The following is a 15,832-nucleotide window of genomic DNA, read 5'->3' as shown; positions in this document are numbered from 1 at the left end:
CGCCGCGGCGCCGGGCACGCCTCGGGTAGCGTCCGGCTCATGGACAGCGCTACGAACAGCGGTTTCGACACCCAGGGCGCCGGGATCACCGTGCAGCGCGCCCTGGAGCTGCCCGGTCTGCGCAGCGGGCTCCCGGAGATTCTCGCGGGCGCGGACCGGCTGCACCGGACCGTGCGCTGGGTGCACGCGGGCGAGGTCCCGCACATCGCTTCGCTGCTGAAGGGCGGCGAGCTGCTGCTGACCACGGGTTACGGTCTCGGCACCCGTCCGGCCGAACAGCGCGCGTTCGTCCGCACCCTGGCCGAGCGTGGCATCGCGGCCCTGGTCGTCGAGCTGGGCCCGCGTTTCACCCGTCTCCCCGCCGCCCTGGTCGACACCGCCCGCGCGACCGGACTTCCGCTCGTCCAGCTGCACCGCGAGGTGCCGTTCGTGGCGGTCACCGAGGAGATCCACACCGAGATCGTCAACGGCCACTACGCGCTGCTCCAGCGCGCGGAGGAGGTGCACCGCCGCTGCACGGAGGCCCTGCTGGGCGGCGGCGGTGTCCCGCAGGTCCTCGGCATCCTGGCCGACTTCAGCGGCAACCCGGTCTTCCTGGAGACGCCGGACGGCAGGCTCCTGTACGCCGCCGGGGAGGGCCCCGAGGGCGCCGACCCGCTCCAGGTCTGGGAGGGGCTGCGCGGCCAGCACCAGGACACACCGACGTCCGGCTCGGTCCTCGTGGACGTGCCCGGGGGCGGGCCCGGCGCGGGTTCGGTACGGGCGCGGCTGGTCCTGCTTCCCGTACGGGCACCGCTGGCACCCGTGCACCGCATGGCGGCCGAGCGCGCGGCGGGCATCCTGGCCGTCGTCCTGATGCAGGCCCGCCAGGAGGAGGAGCTCGCGGCACGCGGACGCGGCGACTTCCTGACCGACCTCGCCGAGGGCCGCATCACCTCGCAGGACGCGCCGGCACAGGCGCGCGTGCTGGGCTTCAGGCCGGGCACCGGCCCGCTGCTGCCCGTGGTGATGCGACTGGGCGACACGCTCTCCACCGCTGGGGGAGGCTGGGCGGTCCTTGCCCGGGCCGTCTCCGAGGAGCTGGCCTCGCTCGGCGTGCCGGTCCTGCTCGGCGTACGGCCCGTCGAGGGCCGGGTGCTCGTCCTGCTCGGTCTGCGCGCGGAGGCGGAGCGGTCGGCGGTGGCGGACCGGGTCGCGGCGGCGCTGCGGGCGGGCGTGGAGCGGGCCGGGATGCAACGCCCGGGCACCCAGCCGCCGATCGTGGTCGTCGGAGTCGCCGGTGGCTGGGCGGCGGCCTCCGCGGGCCTGCGGCACGCGGCCGAGACGGCGACCGCGGCGCAGGGCCTGCCGGACCGCCCCTGGTACGACGCCCGCCGTCTCGACATCGACCTGCTCCTGTGGCGGCTGCGCGACCACCCGGACCTGGCGGCCTTCGTGGACCGCGCCATCGGCCCGCTGCGCGCCCACGACAACCGCTCCAAGCCGCCGCTGCTGCCCACCCTGCAGACCTATCTCGCGCACGCGGGCCGCAAGGCGGAGACGGCCCGCGAACTCCACCTCAACCGGCAGACGCTCTACAACCGCCTCGCCCGCATCGGGGAGTTGCTCGGCACGGATCTCGACGACCCGCAGACGGTACTGGCGTTGAGCCTGGCGCTACGGGCACGCCGGCACGTGCCCTAGCCCGGGTCGGGCGGGCTGTCAGATGAGCGGCCGGGGCTGGGTCAACTCGTCGTAGACACTGAGCACTTGCGCGACGGTCTCGTCCTCGGTCGGCCAGGTCGCCGCCTGCCGCGCCCCCCGCTCCTTCAGCAGCTCCCGGTGCTCGGGATCCCCGAGCAGCCGTACGACGGCCTCGGCGAGGGCCTCCGGGTCGCCGTACGGGACGAGTTCGGCCGCGTCGCCGACGAGTTCGGGGATGCCGCCCACCTCGGTCGCGACGAGCGGCACGCGCGCGTGGAAGGCCTCCTGGGCCAGGAGCGAGCGCGCCTCCCAGCGGCTGGGCAGGAGCGCGAGATCGGCGGCGGCGAGCAGTTCGAAGATGTCGTCGCGCCGCCCGATCAGCCGGACGGGCAGCCCCTCGTCCTCGATACGGCCCTGAAGGACCGCCCGCAGCGGTCCCTCCCCCGCGATGACGACCAGCGGCACGGGGTCGAGAAGGCGCCACGCGCGTGTGGCGTCCAGCAGGGTCTCGTAGCCCCGATGCCGGTCCAGGGAGCCGACCGCCATCAGCAACGGTCGTCCGGTGGCGCCGAGTTCGGCCCGCACCTTGGGCCGCAGCCGGTCGGGATCCTCCTGCTCGACGACTGCGCGCGGTCCGGGCAGGGCGACGGCGGCGAGTCGCGCGTCCCGGGCACCGGTCCTGCGCGCCCGGTCCACGAGCGCCGAGGTGGACCCGAGCACCACGGAAGCGGCCTTCACGACCCGGCGTTCGAGAAGGCGCACGAAATGGGCCCGCGCGCCCTCGGCGTACGCCCGGTCGTGCCAGGTGACGACGAGCGGAGTGCGCCGCCCGCTGAGCGCCAGCACCGCGCGGAACGAGGCGTGCAGCCCGTGCGCGTGCACCAGATCGGCGTCCGCGCACGCCGCCCGCAGCACGGCCACGGAGGTGGGGTCGCTGCTGCGCGGTACGTGCACGTGCTCGGCACCGGCCCCGGAGAAGTCGTAGGCCCGATCCGCCTCGGCGGGGGCGCACACCGTGACCCGCACGCCCCGCGCGACAAGCCCCGAGGTCAGGGAGCGCACATGCGCGCTGCTGCCGGCATTGCCGCCGCCCAGCACCTGCACGGTGCGCAGCGGCGACTGGCCGTGCGGTGAGTGGCTGCTCACGGGGGTCACGTGGCCGGGGCTCCTGGTTCGGGTCGGACGGTCACGAGGAAACGTACAGAAGGTGTCGAGCGGAGGGGTGTACCGCGCGCTTCCTACGCGTGATGGCTTCTCTGCCAAGGATGCCAGGACGTACGGGTGTTCCGTGAATGCGGAGAACGGGGGAACGGCGTGTGCGGCGAGTCGGGGTCACTCACAAGAGTGACGGGACGCCTGTTCCGGCTTGAAGGTGCCCGCAGCCGACACACGACTCACCGCACCCCCACATGCAGCGGCAGCGACAACCGCGGCCGCATGCGCAACCAACCCCGCCCGCCCGTTGCCCTCGACCACCGCGGCCCCCAGGGCCGCTCCCAGCGCATGCGCCCCCGCATCCCCGATCATCACGCGCTCACCGAGGTCGTCCGGCAGTACAGCCCCCGCCGCTCCCACGGCGACGGCGGCCAACTCCGACCGCACCATCCCCGGCACCCCGAGTGCCACCACCGCGCCGGCCGCCCGACCCGGCCGTACATCCACGAGGTTGACGAAATGCGCGGCCCCGGCGATCACCACACCCGCGAGCACCTTGTCGGCGAACCGCTCCTTCATCAGCGCCCCCGCGACCAGCCCAGCCGCCGATATCCCGAACAACTTGACGGCCCCGCTGGTCACCTCACCGTCCCGCAGCGCGGCCAGATGCGCCCGGAACCCCCGCCGATGGTCCCCCGCGACGTCGTCGTACGCCCCACAGAGCCCCGCGACGGCCACCGCCACCCCCGCGGCGGGCCGCACCCGCCCGGCCCCGATCGCCGCGGCCAGCGCGGTCGCAGGCCCGGCGTACAACTCGACCGTCCGACCGGCGTAGTTCGTCCGCTCCCACCGCTCGCGCCCGCCCGGCGCCGTCGCCCGGAGGGCGGCCATCCCGACGCGGGTCAGGGCGGCGGTGATTCCCAGGGACGTACCCCTCACGCGTCCGCCCGAGCTGTGGCCAGCAACTCCTCCGCATGCGCGCGGGCCGTCTCCGAGTCCTCCTGTCCGGCGAGCATCCGGGACAGCTCCCGGACCCGTTCCTCGCCCTCCAGGACCTTCACACCGGACCGGGTGACAGACCCGTCGTTCGTCTTCTCCACCAGCAGCTGCCGATCGGCGAAGGCGGCGACCTGAGGCAGATGGGTCACGACCACGACCTGCGCGGTCTTCGCGAGCCGCGCGAGCCGCCGCCCGATCTCGACCGCCGCCTTGCCGCCGACCCCGGCGTCTACCTCGTCGAAGAGATATGTCGGCACAGGGTCCGTCCCCGCGAACACGACCTCGACGGCCAGCATCACGCGCGAGAGCTCACCGCCGGACGCGCCCTTGGCGATGGGCCGCGCCGGCGCACCCGGATGCGGGGCGAGCAGCAGCTCGACCTCGTCCACACCGGCCGGCCCGTACGCGACCGCGCGCCCGCCGACCTCGACGCCCTCAGGGTCCTCGGTCTGCCGGATGGCGAAGGACACGCGCGCGTGGGGCATCGCCAGCGAGGCCAGCTCTGCGGTCACCGCGGCTGCAAACCTCTCCGCGGCCTCCGTACGCGCATCCGTCAGCGCCTGCGCCAACCCGCCCAGTTCGGTCCTGAGCGCGTCCCGCTCGGCGGTCAGCTCGTCGATCCGCTCGTCGTCGCCGTCCAGTTCGGTGAGCCTCGCGGCACTCTGCTCGGCCCAGGTGAGCACGGTGGCGACGTCCTCGCCGTACTTCCGCGTCAGCGCGGTGAGGGCGGCCCGCCGTTCCTCGACGGCCGACAGCCGCAGCGGATCGGCGTCCAGGTCGTCGGCGTACCCCGCCAGCTCCCCGGCCACATCGCCCAGCAGGATCCCGATCTCCCCGATCCGGTCGGCGAGCGCCGCCAGGGCCGGATCGTGCGACCGTACGGCTTCCAGAGCCCGCTGAGCGCCCGCCACGAGCGTCGCCGCATCGATGCCCTCGGGGTCTTCGGGGTTCCCGGCGAGGGCGGCATGAGCAGCCGTGGCAGCCGACGACAGAGCCTCGGCGTGCCCGAGCCGCTCGGCCTCCTCGGCCAGCTCGACGTCCTCCCCTGACCGAGGCTCCACGCCGGCGATCTCGTCGAGCCCGTACCGCAGCATGTCGGCTTCCTGGGCCCGCTCACGCGCGCGCGTGACGATCTCGTCCAGTTCGACGGAGACGGCCCGCAGCCGCCGGTAGGCCTCGGTGTACTTGGCCAGCGGCACGGCGACGGCATCACCCGCGTACCGGTCGAGCGCCTGCCGCTGCCGGGTCAGCTTGAGCAGCCCCTGCTGATCGGTCTGGCCGTGCACGGCGACCAGCTCGTCGGCGAGCTCGGCGAGCACCCCCACGGGCACGGACCGCCCGCCCAGGTGCGCCCGGGACCGTCCTTCGGCGGAAACGGTACGGCTGATCAACAGCGCCCCGTCGTCGAGCTCCGCCCCGGCCTCCTCGGCCCGTACGACGACGGAGTCGCCGGCGGACACCGTGATCCGCCCCTCCACCACCGCCTTCTCGGCCCCGATCCGCACGAGCGCCGCGTCAGCCCGCCCACCTAGCAGCAGCCCCAGGCTGGTGACCACCATGGTCTTGCCCGCACCCGTCTCACCGGTGACAGCGGTGAACCCGGGCGACAACTCGACGACGGCGTCATCGATGACTCCGAGCGACCGTATCCGCATCTCTTCCAGCACGGTGAAGACCTTACGAGGTCGGGGCGGGCGAGTGCGAGGTGCCCTTGTCACCCGGGGGAGTGTCAGGCCTTCAGGGGCGCGGGGAACTGCGCGAGCGACCACAAACAACCCGCACCCGCACACGCTCCGCCACCACCCCCAACAGCCGGTTAGTGCGGCGCCCCCCGCCACCCGGAAACGGGCAACGCGAACTTGGCCACAAGCCGGTCGGTGAAGGACGCATGGTGCAGCCGAGCCAGCCGCACCGGCACAGCCCCCCGCCGCACCTCGACCCGCGCCCCCGGCGGCAACTCGAACGTCCGCCGCCCGTCGCACCACAACACACCCGGCGGAATGTGAGGCAGCAACTCCACGGCCAGCACCGAGTTCGGCGAGGTCACCAACGGCTTCGCGAACAACGCGTGCGCGGAGATCGGCACCATCAGCAGCGCCTCCACCTCGGGCCACACCACCGGCCCACCCGCGGAGAACGCATAGGCCGTGGACCCTGTAGGCGTGGACAGCACGATCCCGTCACACCCGAAGCCCGTCACCGGCCGCCCGTCGATCTCCAGCACGACCTCGAGCAACTTCTCCGCGCCGGCCTTCTGCACGGCCGCCTCGTTCAGCGCCCAGTCCGTGTGAACGATGTCCCCGTTCCGGTGAACCACGACATCGACGGTCATCCGCTCCTCGACCTCGTACGCCTTGGTCACCACCCGGTCGACAACCTTGTCGAGATCGTCCCGCTCGGCCTCCGCGAGGAACCCGACACTGCCCAGGTTGACGCCCAGCATCGGCACCCCGGACGCCCGGGCGAACTCGGCGCCGCGCAGCAGCGTCCCGTCGCCGCCGAGCACGATGAGCAACTCGCACCCTTCGAGGCACTGCGGAGTCGCCTCCTTGACGAGCTGCACCTCGGGCGGCAGCGGCAGGTCGGCCGCCTCGTACTCCAGGACGCGCACGCCGATCCCCGACTGCATCAGCCCCTTGACGACCAGCTCGGCACTGCGAATGGCCGCGGGCCGCCCGGTGTGGGCGAGCAGGAAAACAGTACGAGCTCGGTTCTGGCTCAACGCGGCCCCTCCGCAACTGCACGGTCGACATCGGCCGGGTCCAGGGCGGGCGCCCCGGCACGCAGCCACAGAAAGTATTCGACATTTCCCGAGGGTCCGGGCAACGGACTGGCCGTGACCCCGTTCACCCCGAGCCCGAGTTCCGCCGCCTTCGCGGCGACACCGCGCACGGCCTCGGCCCGCAGCTGCGTACTGCGTACGACTCCCCCACTGCCCAGCCGCTCCTTACCCACCTCGAACTGCGGCTTCACCATCATCACCAGATCGGAGTCCGGCTTCACGCACCGCACCAGGGCGGGCAGTACCAGTCCGAGCGGGATGAAGGACAGATCCCCCACGACAAGATCCACTGGTTCCCCATCGATCGCTTCGAGCGTCAACTCGCGTACGTTCGTACGGTCCTTGACGGTGACGCGTTCATCGCTTCGGAGAGACCACGCGAGTTGTCCGTAGCCGACGTCGACGGCGACCACGTGCGCGGCACCCGCGCGCAGCAGCACATCGGTGAAACCGCCGGTGGAGGCCCCGGCGTCCAGCGCCCGCCGCCCCTCCACGACGAGCCCCCGCGGCACGAACACCTGAAGGGCGCCCGCGAGCTTGTGCCCACCCCGGGACACGTAGCCGGGATCGCTGTCGTCGCTCTGCACCACGATCGCGGCCGCGGTCTCCACCTGGGTGGCGGACTTGGTCGCGACGGTCTTGCCGACGGTGACCCGCCCGGCCGCGATCAGCTGGCCGGCATGCTCGCGCGAGCGCGCCAGCTTCCGGCGGACCAGCTCCGCGTCCAGACGGTTGCGTGCGACTCCTGCCACGTTCGGTTCAGCTCCTAGTGCCATACGAGGGCGAGGGCGCCCTCTGGTCATACGACGGTGAGGGCGCCGGAGGTCCCGGGCGGGCGTCGAGCGCGGTGAGCGCGTCGCGCAGCCCCCGGTGTACATCCTCGTACACCTCGATGTGTCCGTCCGTGGCGAGGTGGTCGGCGTCGCCCAGCCGCTCGAGCTGAGCGTCCACCTCGGCGTTGCCGGTCGGGGTGCGGGGCACGTTCAGAGGGGCGGGGGCAGCCGGGTCGTACCCGGGTTCGACCGGGCCCTCTTGTGAAGGCTCTGGAACTGCGTCGCTCATGCCCAGACGCTACCCCGAACCGCTGGGGTACCGTCGTCGATCGCGATGGCCACGATCGAGGAGTGCCGCGCCGCACTCGAGAAGCTCTCCGACAACATGCGGAACGCCGAGGGGGACGCCGCCACGGCGGCGTCCATGGACCGCTCGGTCAGCTGCCGTATCACCGATCTCGACGTCACCTTCGTCGGCCGCATGACCGGCGGCCGGATCGTGGTGCACGACACCCTGCAGGGCCCTCCGAAGGAGAAGGCCGAGATCAGGCTCACCATGTCCGGTGACGACCTGGTGGCCCTGGTGAACGGCGAGCTGAACTTCGCCAAGGCCTGGGGCTCGGGCCGGGTGAAGCTGGAGGCGGGCCTCAGGGACCTGTTCCAGCTCAGGAAGCTTCTGTAGCGGCCTCCACGCGCACGCGTGCCTTGCGCGCCGCCGGCACCACCAGCGGCGTCCCCGTCTCCGGGTCGTCGATCACCTGGCACCGCAGCCCGAAGACCTCCTCGACCAGCTCGGCCGTGACGATGTCGTTCGGGCGCCCCTCGGCTATGATCTTCCCGCTCTTCAGCGCGATGAGATGCGTGGCGTACCGGGCGGCGTGGTTGAGGTCGTGCAGGACGGCCACCAGCGTGCGGCCCTGCTCCTCGTGCAGCTCGGCGCAGAGGTCGAGGACGTCGATCTGGTGCTGGATGTCGAGGTAGGTCGTCGGCTCGTCGAGGAGCAGCAGCGGGGTCTGCTGGGCGAGCGCCATCGCGATCCACACCCTCTGCCGCTGACCGCCGGACAGCTCGTCGACGTACCGCTCGGCGAGTTCCGCGACCCCGGTCTGCCGCATGGACTCCTGTACGACCCGCTCGTCCTCGGTGGACCACTGGCGCAGGATGCCCTGGTGGGGGTAGCGGCCGCGGCCGACCAGGTCGGCGACGGTGATCCCGTCGGGCGCGATCGACGACTGCGGGAGCAGACCCAGAGTGCGGGCGACCTTCTTCGCCGGCATGGACTGGATGACCTGCCCGTCGAGCAGCACCTTGCCCCGGCTGGGCCTCAGCATGCGCGACAGGGCCCGCAGGAGCGTGGACTTGCCGCACGCGTTGGGGCCGACGATCACCGTGAAGGAGTTGTCGGGTATCTCCACCGACAGCTGCTCGGCGATGACCCGCTGGTCGTAGGCGAGGGTGACGGTGTCGGCGGACAGGCGGTTCACGGTGCTCCTTGGGTTGTTCAGTCCGCTGGTGAGGACGGTCTCGGTGCTCATATCCGGCCCGCCCTGCGCTCGGTGACCAGGAGCCAGAGCAGATAGACGCCGCCGAGGACTCCGGTGACCACGCCGACGGGCAGCTGGTCCGCGCCGAAGACCTTCTGCGAGACCCAGTCGGCGGTGACCAGGAGGGTGGCGCCCATGCACAGGGACGGCACCAGGTTGGGGCCGGGCGAGCGGGTGAGGCGGCGGGCCAGCTGGGGTGCGGTGAGCGCGACGAAGCTGACCGGTCCGGCGGCCGCGGTGGCGGCGGCGGTGAGCAGGACGGCGGCGACTAACAGCAACAGCCGTACGCGCTCGACACGCACCCCCAGGGCGTTCGACACGTCGTCGCCCATCTCCATCATCCTCAGGCCGCGCGCGTTGGCCAGGACGAGCGGGACGAGGACGGCGCACAGCCACAGCAGCGGCCAGACCTGCGTCCAGTCCCGGCCGCTGAGCGAGCCGGTCATCCAGACGACCGCCTGGGCCGCCTCGGTGAGGGTGGACCTGGTCAGCAGATAGCCGTTGACCGCCGTGACGATCGCCGAGATCCCGATGCCGACCAGGACCAGGCGGTAGCCGTGCACGCCCTGCTTCCAGGCCAGCAGATAGATGGCGAGTCCGGTCGCGAGTCCGCCCACGAGCGCGCCCACGGTGACCTGGGTCGCGCTCCCGGAGAACAGCACGATCATCGTGAGCGCCCCGGCCGTCGCCCCCTGGCTGAGCCCGAGCACGTCCGGACTGCCCAGCGGATTGCGGGAGATGGCCTGGAACAGCGCGCCCCCGAGCCCGAGCGAGGCGCCGACCAGGAGCCCGACGAGGACCCGCGGCAGCCGCAGCTCGTTGATGATGAACTCCTGCCCGGCGTTACCGTTCCCGAACAGCGTCTTCAGCACGTCCCCGGCGGGGATCGGGAAGTCGCCGGTGCCGATCAGCACGACGCTCGCGGTGAGCGCGGCAAGGAGTATCAGGCCGACGACGACGGTGGCCCGGACGTCCAGCCGCAGGGAAAGCCCGCCGGGGGTCCTGATGGCACGGTTGGTCCTCACAGCTGTGCCGTCCTCCGCCGTCGTACGAGAAAGATGAAGACCGGCCCGCCGATGAGCGCGGTGACGATGCCGACCTGGAGCTCCGCGGGCCGGGCCACGACCCGGCCGATGACGTCGGAGCCCAGCAGCAGCACAGGCGACAGGATGGTCGCGTACGGCAGGATCCAGCGCAGGTCGGGGCCGGTGAAGGAGCGCACGATGTGCGGCACCATCAGGCCGACGAACACGATCGGTCCGCAGGCGGCGGTCGCGGCCCCGCACAGCACGGTCGCGGAGAGCATCGCCAGGGCCCGGGTGCGGTTGAGGTTGGCGCCGAGCGCCTTGGCGGTGTCGTCGCCCATCTCCATCGCGTTGAGCGGGCGGGCCAGCGCGAGGGCGAGGAGCGAGCCGACCGCGAGGAACGGCAGCACCTGCAGGATGGTCGAGTTGTTCGCCGAGGACAGCGAACCGACCGTCCAGAAACGCATCTTGTTGAGTGCCTGGTCGTCGGTGATCATCACGGCCTGGAGATAGCCGTACAGCGCCGCGCTGATCGCCGTACCGGCCAGCGCGAGCCTGACCGGGGTGGCACCGCGGCTCCCACCCAGGAACCAGACCAGGGCGCCCACCGCGGCCGCACCGAGAAAGGCGAACCAGACATAGCCGCTGAGCGAGGTGACCCCGAAGAAGGTGATCGCGGTGACGACCGCGGCGGACGCGCCCGCGTTGATGCCGAGCAGCCCGGGGTCGGCCAGCGGATTGCGGGTGAGCGCCTGCAGCACCGCTCCGGACAGACCGAGCGCGGCACCGGCGAGCAGACCGAGGACGGTCCGCGACAGCCGGTCGGCCACCACGACGTCGCCATAGGTCCCCGTGTCCTGGAACAGGCCGTGCCAGACCTGTTCCACGGACAGCCCCTTCGCCCCGACCGCGATGCTCGCCGTCGCGACGAACACCAGGATCACGACGGACACGAGGAGCCCAAGGACTCGTATCGCCCGGCGGGTTGGGGGCGCGGGGGCGGTCTCCGCGCGCTGTTCGGGGGGACTGTCGACCAACACGCAGTTAGGTTAGCCTACCCTGCCAACCGGCCACGATCCCGAGGTCCGGAACGTCCCCGGACCCACAGGATCGCCTGCCCGCCCCTACGACTCACAACCCCAGCCTGGCGAGCGCCTTCCCTCCGTCCAGCTCGCACACACCGTCTCCGGCCGCCGTCCAGGCCGCCGCGCACAGCGCCCGCAGCCCGTCCAGGGTCTCGCCGTCACCGTCGAGTTCGAATCGCTCCTCGCCGGCCCACGCACTCCAGCCACCGCACCGGAAGCCTTCTCCCGCCTGGGTGACCTCGGGCTGCCCGGTGAGCATCCCCCGCAGATCGGCGTCCACATAGGTCGGCCGGTGCTGCGGCGGCGCGGCCAGCAGCTGGGCGCCGTCGGTGACGCCGGTGAGCACGAGCAGCGAGTCCACCTCGCCGTTGAACGCGCCCTCGATGTCCGTGTCCAGCCGGTCCCCGACCACCAACGGCCGCTTCGCACCGGTCCGCAGGATCGTCTCGCGGTGCATGGGAGGCAACGGCTTGCCGGCGACCTGTGGCTCGGCACCGGTCGCTATCCGCACGACCTCCACCGCGGCTCCGTTGCCCGGTGCGATCCCGCGCCCGCTCGGAATCGTCAGGTCGGTGTTGGACGCGAACCAGGGCACTCCCCGCGCCACGGCGTAACTGGCCTCTGCGAACCGCCCCCAGGGCAGGTCCGGCCCGCCGAAGCCCTGCACGACCGCCGCCGGATCGTCGTCCGCCGACTCCACGGGCTCGAGCCCCCGCTCGCGCAGCGCGACCCGCAGCCCCTCGCCACCGATCACGAGGACCCGGGAACCGGCCGGCACCTGCTCGCTGATCAGCCGCGCGACCGCCTGGGCGGAGGTGATGACGTCATCGGCGCCCGTCGGTATCCCCAGCTCGGTGAGGTGCTCGGCCACGGCGTCGGGCGTACGCAGCGCGTTGTTGGTGACGTAGGCGAGGTGCATACCCCCCTCGCGCGCGGTGGCGAGCGAGTCGACGGCGTGCGCGATCGCGTTGCCACCCGCGTACACCACCCCGTCGAGGTCGAGCAGTGCGGTGTCGTACGCCTTGCTCAGGGCCTGCCCATTGCCCTCGGGCCTCGTCCTCACGCCCTGGCTCATTCCGCATCGCTCCTCGTTCGACGGCTTTCCCCCGATCATCCCCCATGCCACTGACACCCGTACGATGCCGGGATGAACACAGCAGGTCACCCGGAAGCAACGGCGCGCCGAGGCCTGGAACTCACCCCGTTCCGAGGCCTGCGCTACGACCCCGACCGGGTCGGCAGCCTGGCCGCCGTGACATCCCCGCCGTACGACGTCGTGGTCCGCCCCGACGGCCTGCACCAACTCCAGTCCAACGACCCGTACAACATCGTCCGCCTGATCCTCCCGCAGGCGACGACACCGGCCGAACGCAACGAGCAGGCGGCCCGCACCCTGCGCGGCTGGCTCTCCGAGGGCATCCTGACGGCCGACCCCGAGCCCGGCCTGTACGTGTACGAACAGCGCGACGGAGCCGGCCTGCTCCAGCGCGGGATCATCGGCACCCTGCGCCTGTCGGAGCCGTCGGAGGGCGTGGTCCTGCCGCACGAGGACGTCATGCCGCACGTCGTCGCCGACCGCGCGGCCCTGATGCGCGCCACCTCGGCGAATCTGGAGCCCCTCCTCCTCACCTACCGCGGCAACGGCTCGGAGTCCGTCACGACGACCGCGATAGAACGCATGGCCGTGCGGCCTCCGCTCCTGGCCACCACCACCGAGGACGGCTACCGCCACCGCCTGTGGTCGATCACCGACCCGGCCGAAGTGGCCCGCATCCGGTCGGACCTGGCCCAGCACCAGGCCCTCATCGCCGACGGCCACCACCGCTGGGCGACCTACCGCCGTCTACGCGCGGAGCACCCGTCCCCCAGCCCCTGGGACCACGGCCTGGTCCTCCTCGTCGACACGGCCCGCTACCCGCTTCGCGTCCGAGCCATCCACCGCCTGCTGCACGGCGTCCCGGTGGCCCGGTCCCTGGCGCTCCTCGACGGCCTCTTCCGCGTCCAGCGCCTCGACGTGCCCCTGGCCGAGGCCCTGGACACCCTCGCCGACTCGGCCTGCGTGGGCAACGCCTTCCTGCTCGCCGGAGACGGCGCCTTCCACCTCGTGGACCGCCCCGACCCGGACCTCCTGTCCCGCACGGTCCCCTCGGACCGCCCCACCGCCTGGCGCACCCTGGACGCCACGGTCCTGCACGCCACACTCCTCGCCCACGTCTGGCACATCCCCGAGGACGACCCCACCCGCATCGCCTACATCCACGACACCGCCGCCACGGTCGAGAAGGCGGAACGCGACGGCGGAACGGCCGTCCTGATGCACCCGGTACGCGAGGAGGTCGTACGCGACCTCGCCCGCCAGGGCGTCACGATGCCCCGGAAGTCGACGTCGTTCGGCCCGAAGCCGGCGTCGGGGCTGGTCCTGCGCGCACTGGACGTATGACGCACGAAGGGGCGGGATCCCGGGATCCCGCCCCTTCTTCACTGCTTCACTGACCGCGTGTGTCAGTCCTTGAGGTCGCCGTCTTCGACGTCGTCACCCTCTGCGCCGTCTTCGTCCTCGTCTTCCACTTCTACGACTTCTACGACCTTCTCGGCGGCCTCGCTGTCGGCCTGCTCCTCAGCCTCGTCGAAGGCGTCGACGAACTCGACCCCGTCCATCTCGGCGAGCCGGTCGGAGGCGTCCGTGCTGCCGTCCTTGTCGGACTCCACGGCCTTGGCGAACCACTCCCGCGCCTCACCATCCCGACCGGCCGCGAGCAGCGCGTCGGCGTACGCGTACCGCAGCCGCGCGGTCCACGGCTGCACCGAGTTGGAGGCCAGCTCGGGACTCTGCAGCGTCACGATGGCCGCGTCCAGCTGCCCCATGTCACGCCGGGCACCGGCGGCGACGAGCCGCATCTCCACCTGCCCGGCCTTGTCGAGCTTGTGCACCTCGGGCGCCCCGGCCATGTCCAGCGCCTTCTCCGGCCGCCCGAGCCCACGCTCGCAGTCGGCCATGACCGGCCACAGCTCCACGTTCCCCGTCATCCGCCGCGCGGCCCGGAACTCGGCGAGCGCCTCGCTGTACTTCTGGCTGGCGTACGCCGCGAACCCGGCCGCCTCTCGTACGGCGGCGACACGCGACGCCAGCCGCAGGGCCACCTTGGAGTAGCCGTAGGCACCCTCGGGGTCTTCGTCGATGAGCCGGGCGACCATCACCAGGTTCTTGGCGACATCCTCCGCGAGCCCCTTCGGCAGGCTCTGGAGCTCCTGCCGTACGTCCTTGTCGATCTCGTCGCCCGTGACGTCCTCGGGGATCGGCAGACGCTTGATCGGCTCACGATCGCGGTCCCGCTCGTCGCGGAAACGCCCGCCGCCACGACGGTCGTCGCCACCGCGCCGGTCGTCCCGTCCACGGAACCCACCGGGCCGCCCACCACGGTCGTCCCTACGGGGCCCACCGCGCCCGCCACGGTCGTCACGCCGGTCGCTGTCCCGACGGAAGCCGCCACGGTCGTCCCGGTTGTCGTCCCGACGGAAGCCACCGCGGTCGCCTCGGTTGTCGTCACGCCGGTTGTCGTCGCGCCGGTCGTCGCGTCGGAAGCCACCACGATCGCCGCCGCGGTCATCGCTCCGACGGTCATCCCGCCGATCGTCACGGCGCTCGTAACTGCCGCGGTTGTCGTCACGGCGGAAGCCACCGCGGTCGTTGTCGCGACGCTCTACCCGCTCACCCCGGTCGCCTCGGTCGTCACGGCGGAAGGCAGGCCGGTCACCATCGCGACGGAACCCACGGTCGCGGTCCCGATCGTCACGGCGGGGACCAGTCGGCCGGTCGTCGCGCCGGAACGCGGGGCGAGGCCCACGGTCGTCCCCACGAGGGCCACGGTCGCGGTCATCACGCCGGCCATAACCACCGCCACGATTGTCCCCACCACGGCTGTCACCACCGCGGTTGTCGCCACTGCGGTTGTCGCCACTGCGGTTGTCGTCGCGACGGAAACCACCACGATCACCGCGGTCGTCTCGGCCCCGGTACCCACCGCCGCGGTTGTCGTCACGGCGGAAGCCACCGCGGTCGTTGTCGCGACGCTCTACCCGCTCGCCCCGGTCGCCTCGGTCGTCACGGCGGAAGGCAGGCCGGTCACCATCGCGACGGAACCCACGGTCGCGGTCCCGATCGTCACGGCGGGGACCAGTCGGCCGGTCGTCGCGCCGGAACGCGGGGCGAGGCCCACGGTCGTCCCCACGAGGGCCACGGTCGCGGTCATCACGCCGCCCGTAGCCACCGCCACGATTGTCGCCACCACGGCTGTCGCCACTGCGGTTGTCGTCACGACGGAAACCACCACGATCGCCGCCGCGGTCATCGCTCCGGCGGTCGTCACGGCGGTCATCCCGCCGGACGAAGCCGCCACCGCGGTTGTCGTCACGGCGGCCGTAGCCGCCACCGCGATTACCGCCGCGCTCATTGCCGCCACGGTCGCCGGCACCGCGGTTGTCGTCGCGGCGGAAACCGCCACGGTCACCACTGTCCCGTCGCCGCTGGTCGCGCTCCGGTCGGTCGTCGGGAGAGTTGGTGGACATGGTGACTCCTGTCTTCGGTACTGCAAGCATTCTAAAAACAAAAGGACCCCTGGTCCCAGCGTGAACGCTGGGACCAGGGGTCCTCCAAATATTGTTCGGCGGCGTCCTACTCTCCCACAGGGTCCCCCCTGCAGTACCATCGGCGCTGTAAGGCTTAGCTTCCGGGTTCGAAATGTAACCGGGCGTTTCCCTCACGCTATGGCCACCGAAACCCTAATGG

The 15,832-nt window shown here is 72.0% G+C and carries 16 protein-coding genes and 1 rRNA gene; 3 read left to right on the top strand and 14 right to left on the bottom strand.

Annotated elements, in window-relative coordinates:
* Window positions 1-39 precede the first annotated feature (39 nt).
* Complete coding sequence (locus M2157_RS37285; RefSeq protein WP_280856687.1) at window positions 40-1,683, top strand: PucR family transcriptional regulator ligand-binding domain-containing protein; 1,644 nt, start codon at window positions 40-42, stop codon at window positions 1,681-1,683.
* A gap of 18 nt (window positions 1,684-1,701) precedes the next feature.
* Here M2157_RS37285 and M2157_RS37280 read toward each other — a convergent pair whose 3' ends face one another.
* The 6 genes from M2157_RS37280 to M2157_RS37255 all read right to left on the bottom strand — a co-directional run bounded on the left by M2157_RS37280 (window position 1,702) and on the right by M2157_RS37255 (window position 7,681).
* Window positions 1,702-2,838 (bottom strand): glycosyltransferase family 4 protein, encoded by a 1,137-nt coding sequence (locus M2157_RS37280; RefSeq protein ID WP_280856688.1) that lies wholly within the window; start codon window positions 2,836-2,838, stop codon window positions 1,702-1,704.
* Window positions 2,839-3,015: 177 nt separating this feature from the next.
* Window positions 3,016-3,729: a hypothetical protein gene (locus tag M2157_RS37275; RefSeq protein WP_280858967.1), complete on the bottom strand. Its 714-nt coding sequence runs from the start codon at window positions 3,727-3,729 to the stop codon at window positions 3,016-3,018.
* A 44-nt stretch (window positions 3,730-3,773) separates the two neighbouring features.
* Window positions 3,774-5,492, bottom strand: a complete 1,719-nt coding sequence (gene recN / locus M2157_RS37270; protein ID WP_280858968.1) for a DNA repair protein RecN — start codon at window positions 5,490-5,492, stop codon at window positions 3,774-3,776.
* 161 nt (window positions 5,493-5,653) lie between these two features.
* On the bottom strand, window positions 5,654-6,559 hold the full coding sequence (locus M2157_RS37265; protein ID WP_069761165.1) for an NAD kinase: 906 nt from the start codon (window positions 6,557-6,559) through the stop codon (window positions 5,654-5,656).
* A complete protein-coding gene (locus M2157_RS37260) occupies window positions 6,556-7,371 on the bottom strand; it encodes a TlyA family RNA methyltransferase (protein WP_280856689.1) in 816 nt (271 codons plus the stop codon). The genes M2157_RS37265 and M2157_RS37260 overlap by 4 nt, the downstream gene beginning before the upstream one ends.
* Before the next feature lie 7 nt (window positions 7,372-7,378).
* Window positions 7,379-7,681, bottom strand: coding sequence for a hypothetical protein (locus M2157_RS37255; RefSeq protein ID WP_280856690.1), 303 nt, complete (start codon window positions 7,679-7,681; stop codon window positions 7,379-7,381).
* A gap of 45 nt (window positions 7,682-7,726) precedes the next feature.
* Here M2157_RS37255 and M2157_RS37250 point away from each other — a divergent pair, with 45 nt between their 5' ends.
* Window positions 7,727-8,074, top strand: coding sequence for an SCP2 sterol-binding domain-containing protein (locus M2157_RS37250; RefSeq protein ID WP_280856691.1), 348 nt, complete (start codon window positions 7,727-7,729; stop codon window positions 8,072-8,074).
* Here M2157_RS37250 and M2157_RS37245 read toward each other — a convergent pair.
* The 4 genes from M2157_RS37245 to M2157_RS37230 form a co-directional block, all read right to left on the bottom strand.
* Window positions 8,058-8,927: an ABC transporter ATP-binding protein gene (locus M2157_RS37245; protein WP_280867397.1), complete on the bottom strand. Its 870-nt coding sequence runs from the start codon at window positions 8,925-8,927 to the stop codon at window positions 8,058-8,060. The genes M2157_RS37250 and M2157_RS37245 overlap by 17 nt on opposite strands.
* On the bottom strand, window positions 8,924-9,961 hold the full coding sequence (locus M2157_RS37240; RefSeq protein ID WP_280856693.1) for an iron chelate uptake ABC transporter family permease subunit: 1,038 nt from the start codon (window positions 9,959-9,961) through the stop codon (window positions 8,924-8,926). Before M2157_RS37240 ends, M2157_RS37245 begins: the two co-directional genes overlap by 4 nt.
* Window positions 9,958-11,001, bottom strand: a complete 1,044-nt coding sequence (locus M2157_RS37235) for an iron chelate uptake ABC transporter family permease subunit (RefSeq protein WP_280867396.1) — start codon at window positions 10,999-11,001, stop codon at window positions 9,958-9,960. Before M2157_RS37235 ends, M2157_RS37240 begins: the two co-directional genes overlap by 4 nt.
* Before the next feature lie 91 nt (window positions 11,002-11,092).
* On the bottom strand, window positions 11,093-12,121 hold the full coding sequence (locus tag M2157_RS37230) for an HAD hydrolase-like protein (RefSeq protein ID WP_280867395.1): 1,029 nt from the start codon (window positions 12,119-12,121) through the stop codon (window positions 11,093-11,095).
* Window positions 12,122-12,193: 72 nt separating this feature from the next.
* On the opposite strand from M2157_RS37230, the gene M2157_RS37225 reads away from it, so the two are divergent.
* Window positions 12,194-13,486, top strand: a complete 1,293-nt coding sequence (locus M2157_RS37225; RefSeq protein ID WP_280867394.1) for a DUF1015 domain-containing protein — start codon at window positions 12,194-12,196, stop codon at window positions 13,484-13,486.
* Window positions 13,487-13,548: 62 nt separating this feature from the next.
* Here the strand turns inward: M2157_RS37225 and M2157_RS37220 are convergent, their stop codons facing one another.
* From M2157_RS37220 to rrf, 4 genes are all read right to left on the bottom strand, one after another.
* Complete coding sequence (locus tag M2157_RS37220) at window positions 13,549-14,349, bottom strand: tetratricopeptide repeat protein (RefSeq protein ID WP_280868331.1); 801 nt, start codon at window positions 14,347-14,349, stop codon at window positions 13,549-13,551.
* Window positions 14,350-14,747: 398 nt separating this feature from the next.
* On the bottom strand, window positions 14,748-14,924 hold the full coding sequence (locus M2157_RS37215) for a hypothetical protein (RefSeq protein WP_280868382.1): 177 nt from the start codon (window positions 14,922-14,924) through the stop codon (window positions 14,748-14,750).
* Between the two features lie 195 nt (window positions 14,925-15,119).
* Window positions 15,120-15,497: a hypothetical protein gene (locus M2157_RS37210; RefSeq protein ID WP_280868381.1), complete on the bottom strand. Its 378-nt coding sequence runs from the start codon at window positions 15,495-15,497 to the stop codon at window positions 15,120-15,122.
* Between the two features lie 208 nt (window positions 15,498-15,705).
* Window positions 15,706-15,822, bottom strand: a 5S ribosomal RNA gene (rrf, locus tag M2157_RS37205).
* Between the last annotated feature and the right edge of the window lie 10 nt (window positions 15,823-15,832).

This window comes from Streptomyces sp. SAI-127, assembly GCF_029894425.1.
In the GTDB taxonomy this organism is placed as follows: domain Bacteria; phylum Actinomycetota; class Actinomycetes; order Streptomycetales; family Streptomycetaceae; genus Streptomyces.
This window is presented reverse-complemented; position numbering and strand designations above follow the sequence as displayed.

Bases quoted from the DNA above. Each gene is read 5' to 3' on its own strand.
- M2157_RS37285 (WP_280856687.1), top strand. From the start codon at position 40: ATGGACAGCGCTACGAACAGCGGTTTCGACACCCAGGGCGCCGGGATC.
- M2157_RS37275 (WP_280858967.1), bottom strand. From the start codon at position 3,729: ATGGCCGCCCTCCGGGCGACGGCGCCGGGCGGGCGCGAGCGGTGGGAG.
- recN (WP_280858968.1), bottom strand. From the start codon at position 5,492: ATGCGGATACGGTCGCTCGGAGTCATCGATGACGCCGTCGTCGAGTTG.
- M2157_RS37255 (WP_280856690.1), bottom strand. From the start codon at position 7,681: ATGAGCGACGCAGTTCCAGAGCCTTCACAAGAGGGCCCGGTCGAACCC.
- M2157_RS37250 (WP_280856691.1), top strand. From the start codon at position 7,727: ATGGCCACGATCGAGGAGTGCCGCGCCGCACTCGAGAAGCTCTCCGAC.
- M2157_RS37245 (WP_280867397.1), bottom strand. From the start codon at position 8,927: ATGAGCACCGAGACCGTCCTCACCAGCGGACTGAACAACCCAAGGAGC.
- M2157_RS37230 (WP_280867395.1), bottom strand. From the start codon at position 12,121: ATGAGCCAGGGCGTGAGGACGAGGCCCGAGGGCAATGGGCAGGCCCTG.
- M2157_RS37225 (WP_280867394.1), top strand. From the start codon at position 12,194: ATGAACACAGCAGGTCACCCGGAAGCAACGGCGCGCCGAGGCCTGGAA.
- M2157_RS37215 (WP_280868382.1), bottom strand. From the start codon at position 14,924: ATGACCGCGACCGTGGCCCTCGTGGGGACGACCGTGGGCCTCGCCCCG.
- M2157_RS37210 (WP_280868381.1), bottom strand. From the start codon at position 15,497: ATGAGCGCGGCGGTAATCGCGGTGGCGGCTACGGCCGCCGTGACGACA.